This is a genomic window from Streptomyces sp. enrichment culture, from assembly GCF_964272895.1.
Lineage (GTDB): Bacteria > Actinomycetota > Actinomycetes > Streptomycetales > Streptomycetaceae > Streptomyces.
The window spans coordinates 1,216,177-1,235,849 of record NZ_OZ186832.1 but is presented as its reverse complement, the minus strand read 5'-3'; the positions used below and the strand labels follow the sequence as shown (position 1 = coordinate 1,235,849).

Here is a 19,673-nt window from a genome sequence, read left to right as displayed (position 1 = left end):
GGGTCACCGGTCGACGGAATCGGCCGTGAGTTCGCGCCCGTCCCGTCCCGCGGTCTGGTCAGCCGACACCACCTGACGTACCGTCACCTGAACCACCGTCAGGGAGGTGCGCCATGGCCGACGACCGCCCCGTACCGCTCGACGAATACCCGGTCCACCAGGTCCCGCTGTCCATGAAGCACGTGGCCACCGGTGACCGCAACGCCTACGACCGCGGCATCTTCCACGTCTTCGACCACACCGGCCGCGCCCTGCTGATCACCGGCCTCGGCGTGTACCCCAACCTCGGCGTCATCGACGCCTACGCCACCCTGCGCCTCGGCGACACCCTGTACGCCGTACGCGCGAGCGACGCCCTCGGCGACGACCGTACCCGGCTCGCCGTCGGCCCGCTGCGCACCACCGTCGAGCGGCCCCTCGCGGAGTTCGTGCTCGGCTGCGCGCCCCCGCCCGACGACCCCGACGGACTGTCCTTCGAGATCCGCTGGTGCGCCGACTTCCCGGCCCTGTGGGAGCCGCACCACCTCCAGCGGCGTGGCGGCCGGCTCACCCTTGAGGGCAGGCGGTTCGTGCAGGCCGGACGCTGCGTGGGCTGGATCCGCGCGGGCGGCCGGGAGATCCGCCTGACGCCCGGCGCGTGGAGCGGCACCCGCGACCGCAGCTGGGGCGTGCGCCCGGTACCCGGTGAAGACGGCGGCCCGCTCGCCGCCGACCACCCCACCGAGGGCTTCCACTGGATCTGGAGCCCGGTGCGCTTCGAGGACCGGTTCCTGATGGTCGTCGTGCAGGAGGACGCCGACGGACACCGCTCCCTGAACGACGCCACCCTCGTCCGCCCCGGCCACCGGGACCGCCAACTGGGCTGGCCCCAGGCCGAGATCAGCTACCGCCCCGGCACCCGCGACCCCGAGCGCGCCGTCATCCATCTGGGGGACGTGCGCAAGCCGCAGGAGATGGAGGTGGAGATCCTGACCTCCTCGCCGCTCGCCGTCGGCGCCGGCTATCCGCCCGCGGACGACTGGCAGCACGGCACCTGGCGGGGCCGGGGCTGGGAGGACCGCCGTACGTACGACATGACCGCCCCGCACCCCCGCGCCGCCTACGGCGTCACGGACCACGCCGCACGCTTCCGGCTCGGCGGACGGACGGGCTACGGCATCTTCGAGCACGGCTCCTTCGGCCGCCACGACCCCAGCGGCTTCACCGGCTTCGACTCCGTGGCGGAGTGAGGAGCGCGGATGCCCACCTCACCCCGCCCCCGCACCACCACCCGCGACCCCGAGGACATCGCCCGCCGCCTCACCGCCTGGCTCGGCACCCGGCTCCCCGGCGCCGCGGTGACCGGCGTCCGCGTCCCCTCCTCCAACGGCATGTCCAGCGAGACCGTGCTGTTCGACATCGAGCACCCCGAAACACCCGTGCGGGCCTGTGTGTTGAGGCTCGCGGCGGACCCGTCGGCGTACACCGTGTTCCCCGCGTACGACATGCCCCGCCAGTACCGCACCATGAGGCTGGTGGCCGAGCACACCGACGTACCGGTGCCCCGTGTGCTCTGGCTGGAGGAGGACACCGGGCCGCTCGGCGCGCCCTTCTTCGTCATGGAGCGCGTCGAGGGCCGCGTCCCGCCCGACGTCATGCCGTACACCTACGCGGGCAGCTGGCTGCACGCGGCGAGCGGCATGCAACGGGAGCGGCTGGAGGCGGCCACCGTCGCGGTGCTGGCCCGGCTGCACGACCAAGCGCCGCTCGGCGAGGCCGGGTTCCTCGACCTCCCCGGCGACGGAGACACCCTGCACCGCCATGTGGCGGCCCAACGCGCCTACTACGCCTGGGTGATCGAGGGCCTGCCCCGCTCACCGCTCATCGAGACGGCCTTCGACCGGCTCGGCGAACTCTGGCCGCGCGAGCCGGGCCCACCGGTCCTCACCTGGGGCGACGCACGGATCGGGAACATCCTCTACGACGGTTTCGCACCCGCCGCCGTCCTCGACTGGGAGATGGCCGCGCCCGCCCCGCGCGAGGTGGACCTCGGCTGGACGATCTACCTGCACCGCTTCTTCCAGGACCTGACGACCGCCTCGGGACAGCCGGGACTGCCGGACCTGCTGCGCCGCGACCGCGTCGAGGAGCGCTACGCGCGGCTGACCGGGCACATCCCGCGCGACATGGACTTCTACCTGCTGTACGCCGCGCTGCGGCAGGCGATCGTCATGCTGCGCGTCGCCTACCGGCGGGTGCACTTCGGTGAGGTCGCCGTCCCGGCGGATCCGGACACGCTGATCCTGCACCACGGCAGCCTGCGGGCCATGGTGCAGGGCGGTTACCGGTGGTGAGGGAGGCTCAGGCGGCGTGGCGGCGCATCGTCGGCACCCGCATCGGGCGCGAGCCCGGCCCGCCGACGTGAGAGAAGGGCTGGGTCCGCCAGTCGAGCCCCTGGGGAAGCGTCAGCAGCAGGGCGGTGTCCTGCTCCTGGGGCTGGAAGGTCTCGTCCGCCGGGCGGGCGTCGGTGGCGCTGCGGCCGGTGCCCGCGCACACCGTGAGCCCGAACGGGTTCCACGGCGAGGCGCACAGCGCGTGCTCCGGCAGGACCTCCTCGTCCGCCAGCAGGGCGATGGGCTGGGCGCAGTCCGGGCAGATCACCCGGTACATCTCGAAGGTGTCGTACGCGTCGTCGAGGTCGTCGCCGTCGAAGGCGTCGGTTTCGACACCCTCCGGCGCGGGCTCGACGACCGGCTGCTGCCGCTTGGGCGCGGTACGACCAGGACGCTTAAGACTCTGCATGGGATTCTCCCCCTCGGGCTGGGCCGTGAAGGCGCTGCGGCCTCGACCACAGCAAGCACTTCCCGTCCGGCATCCGAGGTAATCACGAGAACATCACGGAGACCCCCCGCGGCCTGTGGCGTTCGTCACATGCCGCTCGAAGGTGCCCGAAATCGGCGTGTCCCGGCCCCGGATCGCGCTAGCGACCCTTGAGCGGCTCTCCCGCAGATCACGAACCGGGCATGACCGGTGCCGTCGAGGTATCCGAGGAGATCAACCGCACTGTAGGTTCTTGCGCCATGGAGGAGCTGGACCGTCAGATCGTGCAGCTGCTCGTCAAGGACGGGCGGATGAGCTACACAGACCTCGGCAAGGCCACGGGCCTGTCGACGTCGGCCGTGCACCAGCGGGTGCGCCGGCTGGAACAGCGTGGCGTCATCCGCGGCTACGCCGCGGTGGTCGACCCCGAGGCCGTCGGGCTGCCGCTGACCGCCTTCATCTCGGTGAAACCCTTCGACCCCAGCGCCCCCGACGACATCTCCGAACGGCTCGTCGACGTGCCCGAGATCGAGGCGTGTCACAGCGTCGCCGGCGACGAGAACTACATCCTCAAGGTCCGCGTGGCCACACCGCACGAGCTGGAGGGGCTGCTGGCCCGCATCCGCTCGCTGGCGGGGGTCTCCACCCGGACGACGGTGGTGCTGTCGACGCCGTACGAGGCACGGCCGCCGCGTATCTGACGCCCTGGGCGCAACCCGGCCGGGGCGAGGCGCGAGACTGTTCCCCATGAGTGAGCGCACCGCCCCGACCCAGACCGTCCTGCTCCGCCGAGGAGAGGTCCACAGCCCCGCCGACCCGTTCGCCACCGCCATGGTCGTCGAGCACGGCCAGGTCGCCTGGGTCGGCTCCGAGGGCGCGGCCGACGCCTTCGCCGACGGTGTGGACGAGGTCGTCGACCTGGACGGGGCGCTGGTCACCCCCGCGTTCACCGACGCGCACGTGCACACCACCGCCACCGGTCTGGCCCTGACCGGGCTGGACCTGTCCGGGGCGCGCGACCTCGAGCAGGCGCTGTCCCTGGTACGGGAGTTCGCCGCCGCCCGCCCCCACGACCGCGTCCTGCTCGGCCACGGCTGGGACGCCGCCCGCTGGCCCGGCGGCCGCCCGCCGACACGCGCCGAACTGGACGAGGCCACCGGCGGACGGCCGCTCTACCTCTCCCGCATCGACGTCCACTCCGCGGTCGTCACCACGGCCCTGCTCGACATGACCCCCGGCGCCGGTCGCCCGGACGGCCCGCTCACCGCCGACGCCCACCACGCCGTACGCGCCACCGCGCTGGCCGCCATCACCCCCGCCCAGCGCACCGAGGCCCAGCGCGCCGCGCTCGCCCACGCCGCCTCCCTCGGCATCGGCTCGGTCCACGAGTGCGGCGGACCGGAGATCTCCTCCGAGGACGACTTCACCGGGCTGCTCCGCCTCGCCGCCGAGGAGCCCGGCCCGCGGGTCGTCGGCTACTGGGCCGAGCAGGACGTGGCGAAGGCGCGCGAGCTGGGCGCGCTCGGCGCCGCGGGCGACCTGTTCGTCGACGGCGCCCTCGGCTCCCACACCGCCTGTCTGCACCAGCCGTACGCCGACGCCGGCCACACCGGCACCGCCTACCTGGACGCGGCCGCCGTCGCCGCGCACGTCGTCGCCTGCACCGAGGCCGGGCTGCAGGCGGGCTTCCACGCCATCGGCGACGCCGCCGTGACCGCCGTCGTGGAGGGCGTGCGCGCCGCCGCCGACAAGGTCGGGCTCACCCGTGTGCGCGCCGCCCGGCACCGCGTCGAGCACGCCGAGATGCTGACCCCCGAGACCATCGCCGCCTTCGCCGAGCTGGGCCTGACCGCGTCCGTGCAGCCCGCCTTCGACGCGTTGTGGGGCGGCGAGGACGGCATGTACGCCCAGCGGCTCGGCGCGGAGCGGGCCCGGACCCTCAACCCCTTCGCCGCCCTGCTCAGGGCGGGCGTCCCGCTGGCCCTCGGCTCCGACAGCCCGGTCACCCCCCTCGACCCCTGGGGCACGGTCCGCGCCGCCGCCTTCCACCGCACCCCCGAGCACCGCGTCTCGGTCCGTGCCGCCTTCACCGCCCACACCCGCGGCGGCTGGCGGGCCGTCGGCCGCGACGACGCGGGCGTCCTGGTGCCCGGCGCGCCCGCGGACTACGCGGTGTGGCGCACCGGCGAGCTGGTGGTGCAGGCCCCCGACGACCGGGTCGCCCGCTGGTCCACCGACCCCCGCTCCGGCACCCCCGGCCTGCCCGACCTCACCCCCGGCCACGAGCTGCCGGTGTGTCTGCGCACGGTCGTCGGCGGGCGCACGGTGTTCGTACGGCCGGGCGAGTGATCCACGGCGGCGGGCCCCGTCCGGCGGCCCGCCGCACGACCTGCGCATCCTCCCCGCCGACCAGCGGCTTCCGAACGTATGCGCAGGTCAAGCGACTGTTGACAGGGGACGGTCCGGGGCCGGTAGGTTCGGCGGAGTCCACCACAGGACGCCCGACCGGGGCACGTCCGCGCACTCGCCGCCGCGCCGCTGGGTCAGGGACGGTGACCGCACCGGGCACCGCCACTGGGAGCCAGGCTCAGCGCCCGCGCCGCGGCGAGGGAACGTTCCGGCCGGTCGGGACGGTGTGACCCGGGTGGGGCCCGGCCGCTCAGTAGACAACGGCTCTCGGTCGATCCGCAGCCAGCGGATCCCAGGCCGGCCCGAAGGGCGGCGGGCCCCCATCCGCAGCACCCGCGCGGGTCCGCCAGGACCGCCGACGCCACCGCGCCGCGAGCATACGAACGTCCTGTCACGTCATCGCAGGCCGTGCCCACTATGGTGGAGCTCTGCGCATGGACACGAAGGGGCAGCAGTGAACGACGGCGAGGGGACCGGGGCGGCGGACGCCCAGGGCAGGCGTTTCGGCCCGCTCGGTACGGCCCTGGTGATCATTCCGACCTACAACGAGGCGGAGAACATCAAGGCGATCGTGGGGCGGGTGCGTGAGGCCGTCCCCGAGGCGCACGTTCTGGTGGCCGACGACAACAGCCCGGACGGCACGGGCAAGCTGGCGGACGAGCTGGCGGCCGGTGACGAGCAGGTGCACGTGCTGCACCGCAAGGGCAAGGAGGGCCTCGGCGCCGCGTACCTCGCGGGGTTCCGCTGGGGGCTGGAGCGGGACTACGGCGTGCTCATCGAGATGGACGCCGACGGATCCCACCAGCCCGAGGAGCTGCCCCGGCTGCTGACCGCGCTCAAGGGCGCCGACCTGGTGCTCGGCTCCCGCTGGGTGCCGGGCGGCCGGGTGGTGAACTGGCCCAAGACGCGGGAGTTCATCTCGCGCGGTGGCAGCCTCTACTCGCGCGTGCTGCTGGACGTGCCGATCCGTGACGTCACCGGCGGGTACCGGGCGTTCCGCCGGGAGACCCTGGAGGGGCTCGGCCTGGACGAGGTCGCGTCGCAGGGCTACTGCTTCCAGGTCGACCTCGCCCGGCGGGCGATCAAGGCGGGGTACCACGTCGTCGAGGTGCCCATCACGTTCGTGGAGCGTGAGCTGGGCGACTCCAAGATGAGCCGGGACATCCTGGTCGAGGCGCTGTGGCGGGTCACCACGTGGGGTGTGGGGGAGCGCGTCGGCAAGATCGTGCACCGGGACCAGGGGCAGCGGTAGCGCCTGCGGATCAGGGGCCTCGTCGCCGGACGGCCCCTTATCCCGTACTGAGCCTCGTACGGGCACACTGGACACATGACGACAGGCGCACCGCACTCGATGAATCCCGCTGCCGGGCGCCCGCGCTCGGGGAAGCTCCGGTTCCTGCCGCTGGGCGTCGCCGCGTGGCTGGTGCTGGAGATCTGGCTGCTGACCGTCGTGGCGGGGGAGGCCGGCGGGCTCGCCGTCCTCCTGCTGCTGGTCGCCGGCTTTGTGCTCGGCGCGGCCGTGGTGAAGCGGGCGGGGCGCCGGGCGCTGCGGAACCTGAACGAGACGCTGCAGCGCGGCGGGGCTCCGGCGAACGGTGAGAGCAGCAGCGGCAACGGCTGGCTGATGCTGGGCGGGCTGCTGCTGATGCTGCCGGGCCTGGTCTCCGACGCGATCGGCCTGGTGCTGCTGGTTCCGCCGGTCCAGAAGGCCCTCGGGCGGCGGGCCGAGCGCAGCTTCGAGCGCCGGCTGCGGGCCGCCGCGCCGGGCGGTTTCGGGGACGCCTTCCAGCAGGCGCGCATCCATCGCCCGGACGGCAAGGTCGTACAGGGCGAGGTCGTCAGGGACGAGCCGCGCGGGGACGCCCCGCAGGAGCCCCGGCCGCCGCTGACCCGCTGAGCCTCTGCGGACAGGCACAGAGCGCGGGTGAGCCTCTCCGGACATGCACAGACCGCGGGCGCCGTACGTCGGAACGTACGGCGCCCGCGGTCACTGTCGCCGGTCAACCCCCGCGAGGGCTTACGCGGACTTGCGGCTGTCCCGGGGATGAACGGCGATGTTCATCGCCCCCGAACGCAGAACGGCAAGACGCTCCTCGAGGACCTCTTCGAGCTCCTCGCGGGTGCGCCGCTCCATCAGCATGTCCCAATGCGTACGCGCGGGCTTGGCCTTCTTCTCCTCAGGACCGTCGCCATCAACAAGGAGTGCCTGGGCCCCGCAGACCTTGCACTCCCACTCCGGCGGGATCTCCGCCTCGACCGAGAAGGGCATCTCGAAGCGGTGCCCCTTCTCGCATGCGTACTCCACGGCCTGGCGCGGGGCCAGGTCGATGCCGCGGTCCGTCTCGTAGCTGGTCACCACGAGGCGCGTGCCGCGAAGAGCTCGCTCACTCATGAATCGTGCCTCCCGGGCTTGTCGCCCACAGGACAGGTGTCGCTGTCGTCGTCATCCGGTCAACGTCCGGTCGGCGGTAAAGATTCCCGTTCCGTGTCCCGTTCCGGGTCATGCGTCGCCGTCGTAGCCGCAGCCTTGTCAACCAGTGCAGTACCCACCGGCGCCCGGTTTGTCACATCTGCTAGGAGATGTCACCCAGCGTTTTTGCATCTAAGACGCGCAGTAACGGTACGCCTGGCAGGCCAAAGGCGTACACTACCGCCCTTTCGCCCTGAGTGCTAAATCTTCTCCGGAACCGGGTTGCCCGCGTCGCCGATCGCGCGGCGCACCGGAACCCGGGCGAGCAGCACGAACCCGAGCAGGAAGAACGCCACCAGCGAGAGGATCGCCTCCCGGTAACTGCCGGTCAGCTGATACGTGAGCCCGAACAGCAGCGGGCCGAGCCAGCTCATGCCGCGGTCGCTGATCTCGTACGCGGAGAAGTACTCGGCCTCCTTGCCGGGCGGGACCAGGTGGGAGAACAGCGAGCGGGACAGGGCCTGGCTGCCGCCCAGCACCAGTCCGATGCCGGCGGCCAGCACGAAGAACCACACCGGCTCACCGGCGGGCAGGAAGTAGCCCGCGGCCAGCACGGCCGTCCACGCCGCCAGCGAACCGAGGACGGTGCGCTTGGCCCCGTACGTCCGGGCCAGCCGCCCCAACGCCAGCGCGCCCGCCACCGCCAGCACCTGGACCAGCAGCACCGCCCCGATGAGCGTGGACTGCTCCAGGTCCAGCTCCTCGGAGCCGTAGACGGACGCCTGGGAGATCACCGTCTGGATGCCGTCGTTGTAGACCAGGTACGCCAGCAGGAAGCCCAGCGTCAGCGGGTGGCGGCGCATGTCGCGAAGCGTGGCCGCCAGCCGGCGCGGGCCGGGGGCGGTCGCGCCCTCGCGGGCCGGGGCGCGGCGGTCGCGCAGTCTGCGCAGCGGGATCAGGGCGAAGGCGCCCCACCACAGTCCGGCCGAGGCCAGGCAGATCCGCACGGCCATGCTCTCGGACAGACCGAAGCTGTCGTGGGCGAGGTACAGGACGAGATTCGCGACCAGCACCAGGGCGCCTGCCGCATAGCCGAACGCCCAGCCGCGGGAGGAGACCGCGTCCCGCTCCTCGGGGGCGGCGATCTGCGGCAGATAGGAGTTGTAGAGCATCATCGCGACGGACTGGGCGGCGTTCGCCACGATCAGCAGCAGACCGCCCAGCAGATAGCGCTCGCCGTCCAGGAAGAACATCCCCGCCGTCGCCCCGGCCCCGACGTAGGCGGCCGCGCCCAGCAGCGGCTTCTTGCGGCCGGAGCGGTCGGCGGCGGCGCCCACCAGCGGCATCACCAGCACCGCGACGATCACCGACAGCGAGACGGAGTAGGCGAAGAACGACCCCGCCCGCACCGGCACGCCCAGCGGATGCACGAAGCCGTCGGCGTCCGCCGCCTCCTCGGCGACCGAGGTCAGATAGGGGCCGAGGAACACGGTCAGGACGCTGGTCGAGTAGACCGAGCACGCCCAGTCGTAGACATACCAGCCGCGCTGCTCGCGCCGCCGCTCGGCCGCCTCGTCGGCGGCCGCCGTGCGCACGGTTCCGGTGCCCACCCGCGCCCTCGCTCTGTTCTCCGGCGCCGCACGGGGGCGCGTTCCGGGGTCAGACCCAGACGCCCCGGTCCTCCATGACCTTGCGCAGCGTGTCGATGTGATCGGTCATGATGCCATCGACTCCCAGATCGAGCAGCCGGTGCATGCGCTCGGGTTCGTTGACCGTCCACACATGCACCTGCAACCCGCGCGCGTGGGCCGCCCGGACGAAGCGGTGGTCGACCACCTGGATGCCGGACTGCGTCTCGGGCACCTGCGCCGCGACCGCCGAGGCGCGCAGGGCCGCGGGCACGCCCCAGGAGCGCAGCCGCAGATTCAGCACCCCGCGCGTGCCGTACGACGTGGCCAGCCGGGGACCGGCCAGACGCTGGGCACGCACCACGCGGGCCTCGGAGAAGGAGCCGACGCACACCCGCTCCCAGGCGTTCGTGCGGGCCACCAGGTTCAGGAAGGGATGCAGCGCCGACTCGGCCTTGACGTCGACGTTCCAGCGGACCTCGGGAAACTCCTCCAGCAGCTCCTCGAACAGCGGCACCGGCTCCTCGCCCGCCACACGCGCGCGGCGCACGTCCGCCCACAGCAGGTCCGCGATCCGCCCGGCGCCGTCCGTCACCCGGTCCAGCGTCGCGTCGTGGAACGCGACCAGCTTGCCGTCGCGGGTGGCGTGCACGTCGGTCTCGATGTACCGGTAGCCGGACGCGACCGCCCGGCGGAACTGCGCCACGGTGTTCTCCAGACCGTCCGCCGCCCCGCCGCGGTGGGCGAAGGCGATCGGCCCGGGGTGGTCGAGATAAGGGTGGCGTATGAGGGTGGTCACGGACGCAGTATCGCCCGGCGGGGTGACCCGCCGGCAACGACCGTGCTGCCCGCCGATGCCGACGGGACGGCGAACACCCGAAGGAACACCTGGGCGAGCGGGCCGATCGTGACCGCGTAGAGCAGGGTGCCGACGCCGATGGTGCCGCCGAGGGCGAAGCCGGTCACCACGACCGTGATCTCGACCACTGTGCGCACCAGCCGGATCGACCAGCCGGTACGCCGGTTCAGCCCCGTCATCAGCCCGTCGCGGGGGCCCGGCCCGAAACGGGCGGCGATGTACAGGCCGGTCGCCGCGCCGTTCAGGACGATCCCGGCCACCATCAGCGTCACCCGGACCGCGAGGGCGTGCGCGTCGGGGACCACCGCCAGCGTGGCGTCCATCGCGGCACCGATCACCAGGACGTTGGACACCGTGCCCAGGCCCGGCCGCTGGCGCAGCGGGATCCACAGCAGCAGCACGGCCGCGCCGACGATGGTCAGCACCACGCCGATCGACAGCCCCGTCCGCTCGGACAGGCCCTCGTGGAGCACGTTCCAGGGCTCAAGGCCGAGCCCCGAGCGGATCAGCAGGGCCGAGCTGGCGCCGTACAGCGCCAGACCGGCGTAGAGCTGGACGAGCCGTCGCAGGAGATGGTCCGGCATGGATGGCAGAGACACAGATACCCCCTGGGGTGGTGATGGTGGCCTGACGCATGTCACTCTGTGGCTTGGGATGAAACCTCATCCATGGCCAATTCGGGGAAGGTGGACTGGTATCCATGGCGCAGTGGACCTCTGCGGTGGGTGCCGCGCAGCTGGCGCGGCTGCTCAAGTCCCAGCAGGACCGGCCCGCGGGGCCCGGCACGCGCCGCCCGCCCGCCTATCGCGCCCTCGCCGACGGCATCCGGCTGCTGGTGCTCGAAGGCCGCGTACCGGTGGCCGCCCGGCTGCCCGCCGAGCGGGAGCTCGCCCTGTCGCTGTCCGTCAGCCGCACCACCGTCGCGGCCGCCTACGAGGCGCTGCGCACCGAGGGCTTCCTGGAGTCCCGGCGCGGCGCCGGCAGCTGGACCGCCGTACCGGCGGGAAATCCGCTGCCCGCGCGCGGTCTGGAGCCGCTGCCGCCCGAGGCGCTCGGCTCGATGATCGACCTGGGCTGCGCCGCGCTGCCCGCCCCGGAACCCTGGCTCACCCGCGCCTTCCAGGGCGCCCTGGAGGAACTGCCGCCGTACGCGCACACCCACGGCGACTATCCCGCGGGGCTGCCCGCCCTGCGCGCGGTGATCGCCGAGCGGTACACCGCCCGCGGCATCCCCACCATGCCCGAGCAGATCATGGTGACGACCGGCGCGATGGGCGCCATCGACGCCATCTGCCATCTCTTCGGCGGCCGCGGCGAGCGCATCGCCGTGGAATCGCCCTCCTACGCCAACATCCTCCAGCTCATGCGGGAGGCGGGCGCCCGGCTGGTGCCCGTCGCCATGGCCGAGGGACTCGCCGGGTGGGACCTGGACCGCTGGCGCCAGGTGCTGCGGGAGGCCGCGCCCCGGATCGCCTACGTCGTCGCCGACTTCCACAACCCCACCGGCGCCCTCGCCGACGAGGACCAGCGCCGGCGTCTGGTGGAGGCGGCCCGCTCGGCCGGGACGGTGCTGGTCGCCGACGAGACGATGAGCGAACTGTGGCTGGACGAGGAGTTCGAGGGCGCCGGCATGCCCCGGCCGGTGTGCGGGTTCGACCCGGCCGGGTCCACCGTGATCACGGTCGGCTCGGCCAGCAAGGCGTTCTGGGCCGGGATGCGCATCGGCTGGGTGCGCGCGGCGCCCGACGTCATCCGCAGCCTGGTCGCCGCCCGCGCCTACGCCGACCTGGGCACGCCGGTCCTCGAACAGCTCGCGGTCAACTGGCTGTTCAGCACGGGGGGCTGGGAGCAGGCCGCCGAGCTGCGCCGCGCCCAGGCCCGGGAGAACCGGGACGCGCTGGTCGCGGCGGTACGGAGGGAGCTGCCGGACTGGGAGTTCGAGGTGCCCGGCGGTGGCCTGACGCTGTGGGTGCGCGCCGGGGGGCTGTCCGGGTCGCGGCTCGCCGAGGCGGGGGAGCGGGTCGGCATCCGTGTGCCGTCGGGGCCGCGCTTCGGGGTCGACGGGGCGTTCGAGGGGTATGTGCGGCTGCCGTTCACCGTGGGCGGGGCGGTCGCCGACGAGGCGGCGGTACGGCTGGCCGCGGCGGCGCGGCTGGTGGAGAGCGGGGGGACGGTGGGGGCGGAGGCGTCGCGGTTGTTCGTGGCGTGAGGGTTCCTGGAGTGGCCGTGCGCTCGGTCGTTGCGTGGCGGCTTCCGGAGCGACGGGTGCGCTTGTTCGTGGCGTGAGGTGCCTGACGTGACGTGAGGGCCGGTGCGGATGCCTCCGTCCCGGCCCTCGTGGCTGTCGTCGGCGTGCTCAGCCCTCCGTCGCCATGGCCTCCGTCGGCACCTTCTCCACGGGCAGCTTGCTGTTGGTGGGGACCTTGTCCAGCGGCAGCTTCTCCACGGGCGGCAGCTTCTCCATGGGCGGCTTCTCGACGGGCACTGTCTCCACGGGCACCGTCTCCACCGGCACCGGCTCGACCGGCACGGTCTCCCCGAGCGCCTTCTCGACCGGCACCTTCGCGGCCGGGATCGGCTGGAGCGTGACCGTCTCCCCGTCCGCCGGGGTCGTGCGGGGCGGGAGCAGGTCGAGGACGGCCTGGCGATGGGCGTCGGTGGTGGCGTCGTCGTACGGGTCGGGCGTGGCCGGCACCTGGAGGCGCAGTACCGGACCGGTGCCCAGGCGGGCGTAGCCGCGGCCGGGCGGGACCTGGGAGACCGGCGTGGTGTGCGGCGGGGCGCCGAGGACCGCCTGGAGCTGCTCGGCGGTGGCCGGGCCGAGGACGACACGCGCGCGCGTGTGCTGACGTACGCCCTCACTGAGCAAGTCGAGGGAGTCGAACTGCTCGGCGACGACCACCGTCACATTGGCGGCGCGGCCGTGTCGCAGGGGCAGCTGGAGCAGGGCCTGCGGGTCCTGATGGCCCTCGGCGCCGACGATGCCGAGCGCGGCGGGGCGGTCCAGGAGGATCCACAGCGGGCGCCGGGTGTCGTCCGGCGGCGGGTTGCCGGCCTGGCGGGCGCGGTTGACGGCGATCAAGCGGCGCTCGGTCTCGTGCGCGGCCCACTCCAGCGCGGTCAGCGCCCCGGCCGCGGCGCACTCGACGGCGAGCACCCCGTCGCGGCCGGTGAGACAGGCGTACTCGCCGGTGCCGCCGCCCTCCACGATGACGACATCGCCGTACTGGAGGGCCTGGAGGGCGATCGAGCGCAGCAGGGTGGAGGTGCCGCTGCCGGGCTGGCCCACCGCCAGCAGGTGCGGCTCGGTGGAGCGGATGCCCGTGCGCCACACCACGGGCGGGACGTCGCGCTGCTCCTCGCCGTGGGTGAGGGGGAGCGTGCGCTGCACCTCGCCGGGGTCGGTGAAGCCCAGGACGGTCTCGCCGGGCGAGGTGACGAAGCGCTGGGCGGCGATGTCGGTGGGCAGCGGCGCGAGGACACTGACGGTGAGCTGGTTGCCCTCCTCGTCCCAGGCGAAGTGGTACTCGCGGCCGCGGCCCGACTTCGCGGTCAGCAGCTGCTCGATACGGGCGCGCGCCTCGGGCTCGCCGTCGGTGAAGTACGCCGGGTAGCGGACCACGAGGTGGCTGACCCGGCCCGTCTCGTCGAACTCGAAGCCGGTGAGGGCCTTCTCCCAGTCGCCGCCGTGGGAGTACAGCGGAGCGGGGTCCTCGGCGGCGGAGAAGTAGGGGACCAGCGCCTCGTAGAGGCCCTGGAGGCGCTGGATCTGCGACTCGTCGGGGCCCTCGGGGGTGGGCGGGGTGCGGTCCCGGCCCTGCCAGGCCGCCGCCGCCATCAGTGTGACGACGGCCAGCAGCGGGCCGTACGGCACCAGCGCGACCACCAGGATCACCGAGGCGACCAGGAACAGCAGCGGCCCGCGCTTGTCCTTGGGCGTGTCCTTCCACCTGCGCCGCCCGGCCGAGGCCAGCCGGCGCAGACCGCGGGTGATCGTGATCAGCGGGTGGAGGACGTCGGTGGCGCTGTCGGCCGCCGTCCGGGCCAGCTCCCGGCTCCGGGCGATCTGCGCGCTGCCTGTGCTCAGGATGCGGGGGAGGGGGCGCCGGACCACTGCTGTCTCCTGGAGGTGCGTACGGACGGGGACCGCGGGATCAGAACTTGATGCCGCCGAGCAGGCTCGCCAGGCTCTCGCCGCCCGCCTTGATGCTGGGGGCGATGGCCGTGCTGGCCAGGTAGAAGCCGAACAGCGCCGAGATCAGCGCGTGCGAGGCCTTGAGCCCGTCCTTGCGGAAGAAGATGAAGACGACGATGCCGAGGATCACGACGGCCGAGAGGGAGAGAATCATTTGAGTGCTCCTGGTTCGCGGGGACAGTCACCATGAGTACTTCCAGGATCACAGGATGTATCCATACGATTAAAGGTGCAAATGGTGGAAATTCGGGAGATTTCCCCCGCGTGGCGGCACCTTTCGCGGTCGGCCTGAGCAGGGGAGTTGCGTCGAACGGGTCTCGTGGTGATCTTTGCCTCGGGCGACGGCGGTCATGTGCGCCCACTGCCAGTACCCTGGCGATTCACCTGAACGGCTGTAAGGAGAGGCGGAGGCCCGATGAGTGAAGCCCCCGACCCCGAGGTCGTGGAGCTCGCGACCAAGATCTTCGATCTCGCCCGGCAGGGGCAGACCGAGGCGCTCGTGGCGTATGTCGACGCGGGCGTTCCGGCCAACCTCACCAATGACCGCGGCGATTCGCTGGTGATGCTCGCCGCCTATCACGGGCACGCCGCGACCGTACGCGCCCTGCTGGAGCGCGGGGCCGAGGCCGACCGCGTCAACGACCGAGGCCAGACCCCCCTCGCGGGGGCGGTCTTCAAGGGGGAGCAAGCCGTCATCAAGGTGCTGCTCGAGGCCGGAGCCGATCCCTCCGCGGGGACGCCGTCGGCCGTCGACACCGCCCGGATGTTCGGCAAGACGGACCTGTTGGAACTGTTCGGAGCACACTGAGTCCCAAGGCCCTGACCAGGGAGAACAGGGTTCCTGGCGGGTCACGCAACGGAAAACGGGGGAGGCGGTACAGGGCCGCCGGAAATTTCGGTCGCGGCATCGAAGAGCGCCGAGTCATCATGACGTCGTGATTCACGGACGCGATGGCTGGGCAGGTGTTGCCGCACCGCGCGGGCCGTGATGCGGTCCGCATGGGCCACCGACGAGAGGCAGAGAGAGATGGTCTACAGCAAGCATGAGACGGCGGGCGCACCGACGTGTTGTCACGCAGCCAGGTAATGCACGTTCCCGGTTGCGTCGACGCTTGATGTGAGGCTGTTTCCCATGTTCGATCCGGTCATAGCGCCCAGCGGTACGCTGCTCGGCCTGCTCCAGCGCGGCCGCGGCGACGGCACGCTGCACGCGCTCACCGCCCCCCGCGCCGAGGCGCTCGCGGCGCTGAACCACTGTGTGGTGCGCGATCCCCGCCACGACTGGCAGGTGGAGAACCGCTCCCTCTACTACGCCCGCCTGTACCTCGACCTCGGCGGCGAACTCGACGTCATCGAGGCCCACCTCTTCGACGCCGAGGACCTGCTCGACACGGAGGAGACCCGCACCGGTCTCGCCCTCGCGGTCCTCGGCCACCTCGCCTCCTACGGCAGGCGGGACGCCCTGGAGCTGCTGCGCAGGTACGCCGCCGAGGGCACGAACTGGGCCTGGGCGCTGGACGAGCTCGCCCTGCGTGACGACGACGCCGGACTGCGTGCCCTCGCGGCCCCGGTGCTCGCCCGCTTCCCGGCCGACGCCGAGGGCGAGGCGGAGCTGGCCGCCGTCGTCCGTGACGCCTTCGAGCCACGGCCCTGGCGGCTGTGGGCCGACGACCCGCGCGAATGGATCGCCACGCGCGTGCGTGCCGCCCAGGAGACCGGATGCTTCGACCGCTGGCAGCGGCAGATGCGCCCGAGCGGCCCCCGTCCGGGCTGGAGCGTGCGGGCGGTGTTCGACTGGGCCCAGCAGGGCGTCGAACGCGGCACCGCCCTCCATGTGCCCGCCGCCCGCTGTCTGACCGCCGTCGCCGGGCCCGACGACCGCCCCGAGATCCTTGAGGCGGCCCGGGCCGGCAGTGAAGGCGCCCGCTGTACGGCCCTGCGCTACCTCGCCGACAGCAACGACCCCGACGCCCTCGACCTCGTCGAGCAGGCCGTCACCACCGGCCCCACGCCGGTGGTGGAGGCCGCCGTGGAGGCGTATGAGCGCATGCGCAGCGTCGCCGCCGTGGACCGCGCCCGCCGCTGGGCGCACCGGCCCGACCCGCTCGGTGCCGCCGCCGGACGCATGCTGGCCTGCCGGGGCGGAGCCCAGGACAAGGACCTGGTCCTCGCCGCCCTGCGCGAGGCCGTCCGCGGCGAGGGCCCCGACGCGCCCACCCTGTGGACCCTGGTCGACGGCGCCGGCCGCCTCGGCATCGCCTGCGCGGCCCCCGTCCTTCGGCACATCTACCGCGAGACCGCGTCCTCGCACCTCCGCGGCCGGGCCGCCCGTGCCCTCGCCGCCACCGATCCCTCCTTCCCCGCCGGGTTCGCCGTCGAATGCCTGTGGGACTGCGAGGAGACCACCCGCGAACTCGCCGCACGCCATGCCGAGACCGGTGACACCCGCGTCGTCGACCGCCTGCGCCGCCTCGCCGCCGATCCGGCCGAGGAGGCCGAGGTCCAGACCGCCGTACGCAGCCGCTTCGGGACCGAGACGCCGCCCGTGTGAGCGACGCGGTGGGCAGCCGGTTCGTCTGCCGGCAGGGCTGATTCCTCCGGCCGGAAACCACCGGGAGCGCGGGGCGCGGGACGGACCCGCGCCCGCCCGGTGAACGAGGGACGACCCGCAGGTCAGGCGTATGGATGCCGCCTGACCTGCGCGGGTGCGCAGCGCAACGCTCATCCGGTCGGGCCGGGAGGCGCGCCATGAGACGCGTCCGGTTCGCCGCGCTCGGGGACTCCCTGGCCGAAGGCGCGGGGGACCCTGGACGGCGGACGGCGGACGGCGGGGGTGGGCCGCGCCGCCGGTGGAGGGACCGGCCGATGAACCCGTCGCGTTCACCCAGGACGCGTCGGCCCTGCCGTACCGCCAAGGAGCGGCGTGGCGCCCCTCAGCGCCGCCGTACCACCGCGAACCGCACCGGCGTCCCCGGTACCGCCTGTGCGGCCGCCGCGAGGTCGGCGTGGTGGACGACGGCGACGACCGGGTAGCCGCCGGTCGTGGGGTGGTCGGCGAGGAACACCACGGGCCTGCCGTCCGGCGGCACCTGGACAGCGCCCAGCACCATGCCCTCGCTGGGCAGCTCACCTGCGCGGGCCCGCCACAGGGCCGGTCCCTCGGTGCGCAGCCCGATGCGGTTGCTCGCGGCGGACACGCGGTACGCGCGCGTGGTGAACACGCGCAGCGCCTCGGCCGTGAACCAGTCGTCGCGCGGACCCGGCGTCACCCGCAGCACCAGCTCCGCGGGCGGCGCCGGCTGCGGAACCACGTCCACGCGCGCGGGCGGCCCGCCGGCCTGTCCCAGGGGAAGCACCGCACCGTCGGTCAGCGGCGCCGGGCCGAGCCCCGACAGCAGGTCGGTGGAGCGGCTGCCCAGCACCGGCTCGACGGCGATCCCGCCGGAGACGGCGACATAACTGCGTACGCCCGCCACCGCCCGGCCGACGTCCAGCAGCGCCCCCGCCGGGACCCGTACCGGCGCCCCCCAGGCGACCGGCCGTCCGTCCACGCCGACCGCGCAGGGCGCGCCGCCGACCGCGACGGTGACCGTGCGGCGGGGGCGCAGGGCGCAGCCGGTGAGGGTGGTCTCCAGGACGGCGGCGTCGGGCGGGTTGCCGACCAGCCGGTTGACGAGCGCCGCGGCGGGGGCGTCCAGCGCTCCCGAGCGGGGCACACCGAGGTGCGCGTGCCCGGGCCGGCCCCGGTCCTGCACGGTGGTGAGCGCCCCGGCGCGTACGACGGACAGCGCGCGGTCGGTCATCCGTCCCCCAGCGGCACGAACCGCACCCGGACGCCCGGGGACAGCAGCGCGGCGGGCACGCGCGCGTGGTCCCACAGAACGGTGTCCGTGCTGCCGATCAGCTGCCAGCCGCCGGGCGACGAACGCGGGTAGACGCCCGTGTACGGCCCGGCCAGGGCCACCGCGCCCGCGGGAACGGCCGTGCGCGGAGTCGCCCGGCGCGGGACGTCGTAGCGCGGCGGCAGACCGGTGAGGTAGCCGAAACCGGGTGCGAAGCCGCAGAAGGCGACCCGGAACTCGGTGCCCGCGTGGATGCGGGCCACCTCCGGCACGGGGACACCCCAGTGCGCGGCGACGTCCCCGAGGTCGGGGCCGTCGTAGCGCACCGGGATCTCCACGACCTCGCGCGCGCGTGGCGGCACGGTCGGCAGCTCGGTGGCGGTCAGCTCGGAGGCGAGGCGGGACGGGTCGGTGACGCCGTCCAGGAGCACCGTACGGGCGGCGGGGACCAGTTCGCGGACGTGCAGCGAGCCCTGCGCGCGGCGGCGCACCAGCTCGGCGTGCAGGGCCTCGGCCTCCTCGCCGGAGGAGACCTCGACCAGCAGCGCGTCCTCGCCGACGGGCAGGACCCTCATGCGAACGCCTCCACCCGCAGCCCGGCCGCCTCCAGCCGCCGCCGCACCCGCCGGGCCAGGTCCACCGCGCCCGGAGTGTCCCCGTGCAGGCACAGGGAGCGCGCCCGCACCTCGACGGGCAGCCCGGAGTGCGACAGCACCCGGCCGTCCCGGGCCAGCCCCACCGACCGCTCCACGACCGCCGCCGGGTCGCTGACCACCGCACCCTCGGTGCCACGCGGAACCAGCGTGCCCCGGTCGGTGTAGGCGCGGTCGGCGAATGCCTCGGTGACCGCGGGCAGGCCGGCCTTCTCGGCCCGTTCCAGCAGCCGTGAGCCGGGCAGTCCCAGCACGGGCAGCGAGGAGTCGGCCAGCAGCACGCCGTCCACGACCGCGCCGGCCTGCTCGTCGTCGTCCACGACCCGGTTGTAGAGCGCGCCGTGCGGCTTGACGTACGCCACGCGCGCGCCCGCCGCCCGGGCGAACACCTCCAGGGCGCCGATCTGGTAGGCCACCTCGGCGGCCAGCTCCCCGGCGGGCACGTCCATCGCCCGCCGGCCGAAACCGGCCAGGTCCCGGTAGGAGACCTGCGCGCCGATCGTCACACCGCGCTCGGCCGCCAGCTCGCACACCCGGCGCATGGTGACCGCGTCCCCGGCGTGGAAGCCGCAGGCCACGTTGGCGCTGGTGACGACGGACAGCAACTGCTCGTCGTCGGTGAGCCGCCAGCGGCCGAAGCCCTCGCCGAGGTCGGCGTTCAGATCGATCGAGGTGGTCATGGGTCCTTCCCTTGCCTGCGGTGCGGCCGGCGGTGCTGGTCCTTCGAGGGTGCGGCGCTGGTCTTCCGAGGATGCGGTACCGCTCGTTCTTCCGAGGATGCGGTACCGCTCCTTCTTCGGGGGGTGCCGTACCGCTCCTTCTTCGGAGGGTGCCGTACCGCTCCTTCTTCGGGGGACGCGGTACCGCTCGTCCTCTGA

Annotated in this window: 19 protein-coding genes; 9 read left to right on the top strand and 10 right to left on the bottom strand. The window is 73.6% G+C overall.

The window, feature by feature from the left end; translation table 11 throughout:
• Positions 1-113 precede the first annotated feature (113 nt).
• Positions 114-1,229, top strand: a complete 1,116-nt coding sequence (locus ACSU6M_RS05545) for a hypothetical protein (RefSeq protein WP_437067562.1) — start codon at positions 114-116, stop codon at positions 1,227-1,229.
• A gap of 9 nt (positions 1,230-1,238) precedes the next feature.
• Entirely contained in the window at positions 1,239-2,333 is a 1,095-nt protein-coding gene (locus ACSU6M_RS05540; RefSeq protein ID WP_437067561.1) for a phosphotransferase family protein, read from the top strand.
• Between the two features lie 7 nt (positions 2,334-2,340).
• Here the strand turns inward: ACSU6M_RS05540 and ACSU6M_RS05535 are convergent, their stop codons facing one another.
• The gene (locus tag ACSU6M_RS05535) at positions 2,341-2,781 is read right to left on the bottom strand and encodes a hypothetical protein (RefSeq protein WP_437067560.1); all 441 of its coding nucleotides are present in this window, start codon (positions 2,779-2,781) and stop codon (positions 2,341-2,343) included.
• Between the two features lie 278 nt (positions 2,782-3,059).
• Here ACSU6M_RS05535 and ACSU6M_RS05530 point away from each other — a divergent pair, with 278 nt between their 5' ends.
• From ACSU6M_RS05530 to fxsA, 4 genes are all read left to right on the top strand, one after another.
• Positions 3,060-3,500: an Lrp/AsnC family transcriptional regulator gene (locus ACSU6M_RS05530; RefSeq protein WP_437067558.1), complete on the top strand. Its 441-nt coding sequence runs from the start codon at positions 3,060-3,062 to the stop codon at positions 3,498-3,500.
• 46 nt (positions 3,501-3,546) lie between these two features.
• Entirely contained in the window at positions 3,547-5,148 is a 1,602-nt protein-coding gene (locus tag ACSU6M_RS05525) for an amidohydrolase (protein WP_437067556.1), read from the top strand.
• A 514-nt stretch (positions 5,149-5,662) separates the two neighbouring features.
• A complete protein-coding gene (locus tag ACSU6M_RS05520; RefSeq protein WP_437067555.1) occupies positions 5,663-6,460 on the top strand; it encodes a polyprenol monophosphomannose synthase in 798 nt (265 codons plus the stop codon).
• A 75-nt stretch (positions 6,461-6,535) separates the two neighbouring features.
• Positions 6,536-7,105: an FxsA family membrane protein gene (gene fxsA / locus ACSU6M_RS05515; RefSeq protein WP_437067553.1), complete on the top strand. Its 570-nt coding sequence runs from the start codon at positions 6,536-6,538 to the stop codon at positions 7,103-7,105.
• 120 nt (positions 7,106-7,225) lie between these two features.
• Here fxsA and ACSU6M_RS05510 read toward each other — a convergent pair whose 3' ends face one another.
• From ACSU6M_RS05510 to ACSU6M_RS05495, 4 genes are all read right to left on the bottom strand, one after another.
• On the bottom strand, positions 7,226-7,600 hold the full coding sequence (locus ACSU6M_RS05510) for an RNA polymerase-binding protein RbpA (RefSeq protein WP_003977404.1): 375 nt from the start codon (positions 7,598-7,600) through the stop codon (positions 7,226-7,228).
• A 278-nt stretch (positions 7,601-7,878) separates the two neighbouring features.
• Positions 7,879-9,228 (bottom strand): MFS transporter, encoded by a 1,350-nt coding sequence (locus ACSU6M_RS05505; protein ID WP_437067551.1) that lies wholly within the window; start codon positions 9,226-9,228, stop codon positions 7,879-7,881.
• 49 nt (positions 9,229-9,277) lie between these two features.
• On the bottom strand, positions 9,278-10,045 hold the full coding sequence (locus ACSU6M_RS05500) for a glycerophosphodiester phosphodiesterase (RefSeq protein ID WP_437067549.1): 768 nt from the start codon (positions 10,043-10,045) through the stop codon (positions 9,278-9,280).
• Complete coding sequence (locus tag ACSU6M_RS05495; protein ID WP_437067547.1) at positions 10,042-10,689, bottom strand: YczE/YyaS/YitT family protein; 648 nt, start codon at positions 10,687-10,689, stop codon at positions 10,042-10,044. Before ACSU6M_RS05495 ends, ACSU6M_RS05500 begins: the two co-directional genes overlap by 4 nt.
• Positions 10,690-10,805: 116 nt before the next feature.
• On the opposite strand from ACSU6M_RS05495, the gene ACSU6M_RS05490 reads away from it, so the two are divergent.
• The gene (locus tag ACSU6M_RS05490) at positions 10,806-12,314 is read left to right on the top strand and encodes a PLP-dependent aminotransferase family protein (RefSeq protein WP_437067545.1); all 1,509 of its coding nucleotides are present in this window, start codon (positions 10,806-10,808) and stop codon (positions 12,312-12,314) included.
• 147 nt (positions 12,315-12,461) lie between these two features.
• On the opposite strand, the gene ACSU6M_RS05485 is transcribed toward ACSU6M_RS05490, so the two are convergent.
• Both ACSU6M_RS05485 and ACSU6M_RS05480 read right to left on the bottom strand, forming a co-directional pair.
• Positions 12,462-14,219, bottom strand: coding sequence for a hypothetical protein (locus ACSU6M_RS05485; protein ID WP_437067544.1), 1,758 nt, complete (start codon positions 14,217-14,219; stop codon positions 12,462-12,464).
• A gap of 40 nt (positions 14,220-14,259) precedes the next feature.
• Entirely contained in the window at positions 14,260-14,454 is a 195-nt protein-coding gene (locus ACSU6M_RS05480; protein ID WP_437067542.1) for a hypothetical protein, read from the bottom strand.
• Positions 14,455-14,715: 261 nt separating this feature from the next.
• Between ACSU6M_RS05480 and ACSU6M_RS05475 the strand changes: the two genes are divergently transcribed.
• Both ACSU6M_RS05475 and ACSU6M_RS05470 read left to right on the top strand, forming a co-directional pair.
• A complete protein-coding gene (locus ACSU6M_RS05475) occupies positions 14,716-15,108 on the top strand; it encodes an ankyrin repeat domain-containing protein (protein WP_437067540.1) in 393 nt (130 codons plus the stop codon).
• 324 nt (positions 15,109-15,432) lie between these two features.
• Positions 15,433-16,851: a HEAT repeat domain-containing protein gene (locus tag ACSU6M_RS05470; protein WP_437067538.1), complete on the top strand. Its 1,419-nt coding sequence runs from the start codon at positions 15,433-15,435 to the stop codon at positions 16,849-16,851.
• 382 nt (positions 16,852-17,233) lie between these two features.
• Here the strand turns inward: ACSU6M_RS05470 and ACSU6M_RS05465 are convergent, their stop codons facing one another.
• Genes ACSU6M_RS05465 through ACSU6M_RS05455 form a run of 3 tightly spaced genes read right to left on the bottom strand, consistent with a single transcriptional unit; the run spans position 17,234 to position 19,475 of the window.
• Positions 17,234-18,103 carry a biotin-dependent carboxyltransferase family protein gene (locus ACSU6M_RS05465; protein ID WP_437067536.1) on the bottom strand — a complete coding sequence of 290 codons (870 nt, stop codon included), beginning with the start codon at positions 18,101-18,103 and terminating at the stop codon, positions 17,234-17,236.
• Positions 18,100-18,717: a 5-oxoprolinase subunit B family protein gene (locus tag ACSU6M_RS05460; protein WP_437067535.1), complete on the bottom strand. Its 618-nt coding sequence runs from the start codon at positions 18,715-18,717 to the stop codon at positions 18,100-18,102. Before ACSU6M_RS05460 ends, ACSU6M_RS05465 begins: the two co-directional genes overlap by 4 nt.
• On the bottom strand, positions 18,714-19,475 hold the full coding sequence (locus ACSU6M_RS05455; protein ID WP_437067533.1) for a LamB/YcsF family protein: 762 nt from the start codon (positions 19,473-19,475) through the stop codon (positions 18,714-18,716). Before ACSU6M_RS05455 ends, ACSU6M_RS05460 begins: the two co-directional genes overlap by 4 nt.
• Positions 19,476-19,673: the final 198 nt, after the last annotated feature.

Coding starts and splice junctions, on each gene's coding strand:
- ACSU6M_RS05460 (WP_437067535.1), bottom strand. CDS start 18,717: ATGAGGGTCCTGCCCGTCGGCGAGGACGCGCTGCTGGTCGAGGTCTCC.
- ACSU6M_RS05465 (WP_437067536.1), bottom strand. CDS start 18,103: ATGACCGACCGCGCGCTGTCCGTCGTACGCGCCGGGGCGCTCACCACC.
- ACSU6M_RS05510 (WP_003977404.1), bottom strand. CDS start 7,600: ATGAGTGAGCGAGCTCTTCGCGGCACGCGCCTCGTGGTGACCAGCTAC.
- ACSU6M_RS05545 (WP_437067562.1), top strand. CDS start 114: ATGGCCGACGACCGCCCCGTACCGCTCGACGAATACCCGGTCCACCAG.
- ACSU6M_RS05480 (WP_437067542.1), bottom strand. CDS start 14,454: ATGATTCTCTCCCTCTCGGCCGTCGTGATCCTCGGCATCGTCGTCTTC.
- ACSU6M_RS05455 (WP_437067533.1), bottom strand. CDS start 19,475: ATGACCACCTCGATCGATCTGAACGCCGACCTCGGCGAGGGCTTCGGC.
- ACSU6M_RS05540 (WP_437067561.1), top strand. CDS start 1,239: ATGCCCACCTCACCCCGCCCCCGCACCACCACCCGCGACCCCGAGGAC.
- ACSU6M_RS05530 (WP_437067558.1), top strand. CDS start 3,060: ATGGAGGAGCTGGACCGTCAGATCGTGCAGCTGCTCGTCAAGGACGGG.
- ACSU6M_RS05490 (WP_437067545.1), top strand. CDS start 10,806: ATGGCGCAGTGGACCTCTGCGGTGGGTGCCGCGCAGCTGGCGCGGCTG.
- ACSU6M_RS05525 (WP_437067556.1), top strand. CDS start 3,547: ATGAGTGAGCGCACCGCCCCGACCCAGACCGTCCTGCTCCGCCGAGGA.
- ACSU6M_RS05535 (WP_437067560.1), bottom strand. CDS start 2,781: ATGCAGAGTCTTAAGCGTCCTGGTCGTACCGCGCCCAAGCGGCAGCAG.
- fxsA (WP_437067553.1), top strand. CDS start 6,536: ATGACGACAGGCGCACCGCACTCGATGAATCCCGCTGCCGGGCGCCCG.
- ACSU6M_RS05495 (WP_437067547.1), bottom strand. CDS start 10,689: ATGCCGGACCATCTCCTGCGACGGCTCGTCCAGCTCTACGCCGGTCTG.
- ACSU6M_RS05470 (WP_437067538.1), top strand. CDS start 15,433: ATGTTCGATCCGGTCATAGCGCCCAGCGGTACGCTGCTCGGCCTGCTC.
- ACSU6M_RS05475 (WP_437067540.1), top strand. CDS start 14,716: ATGAGTGAAGCCCCCGACCCCGAGGTCGTGGAGCTCGCGACCAAGATC.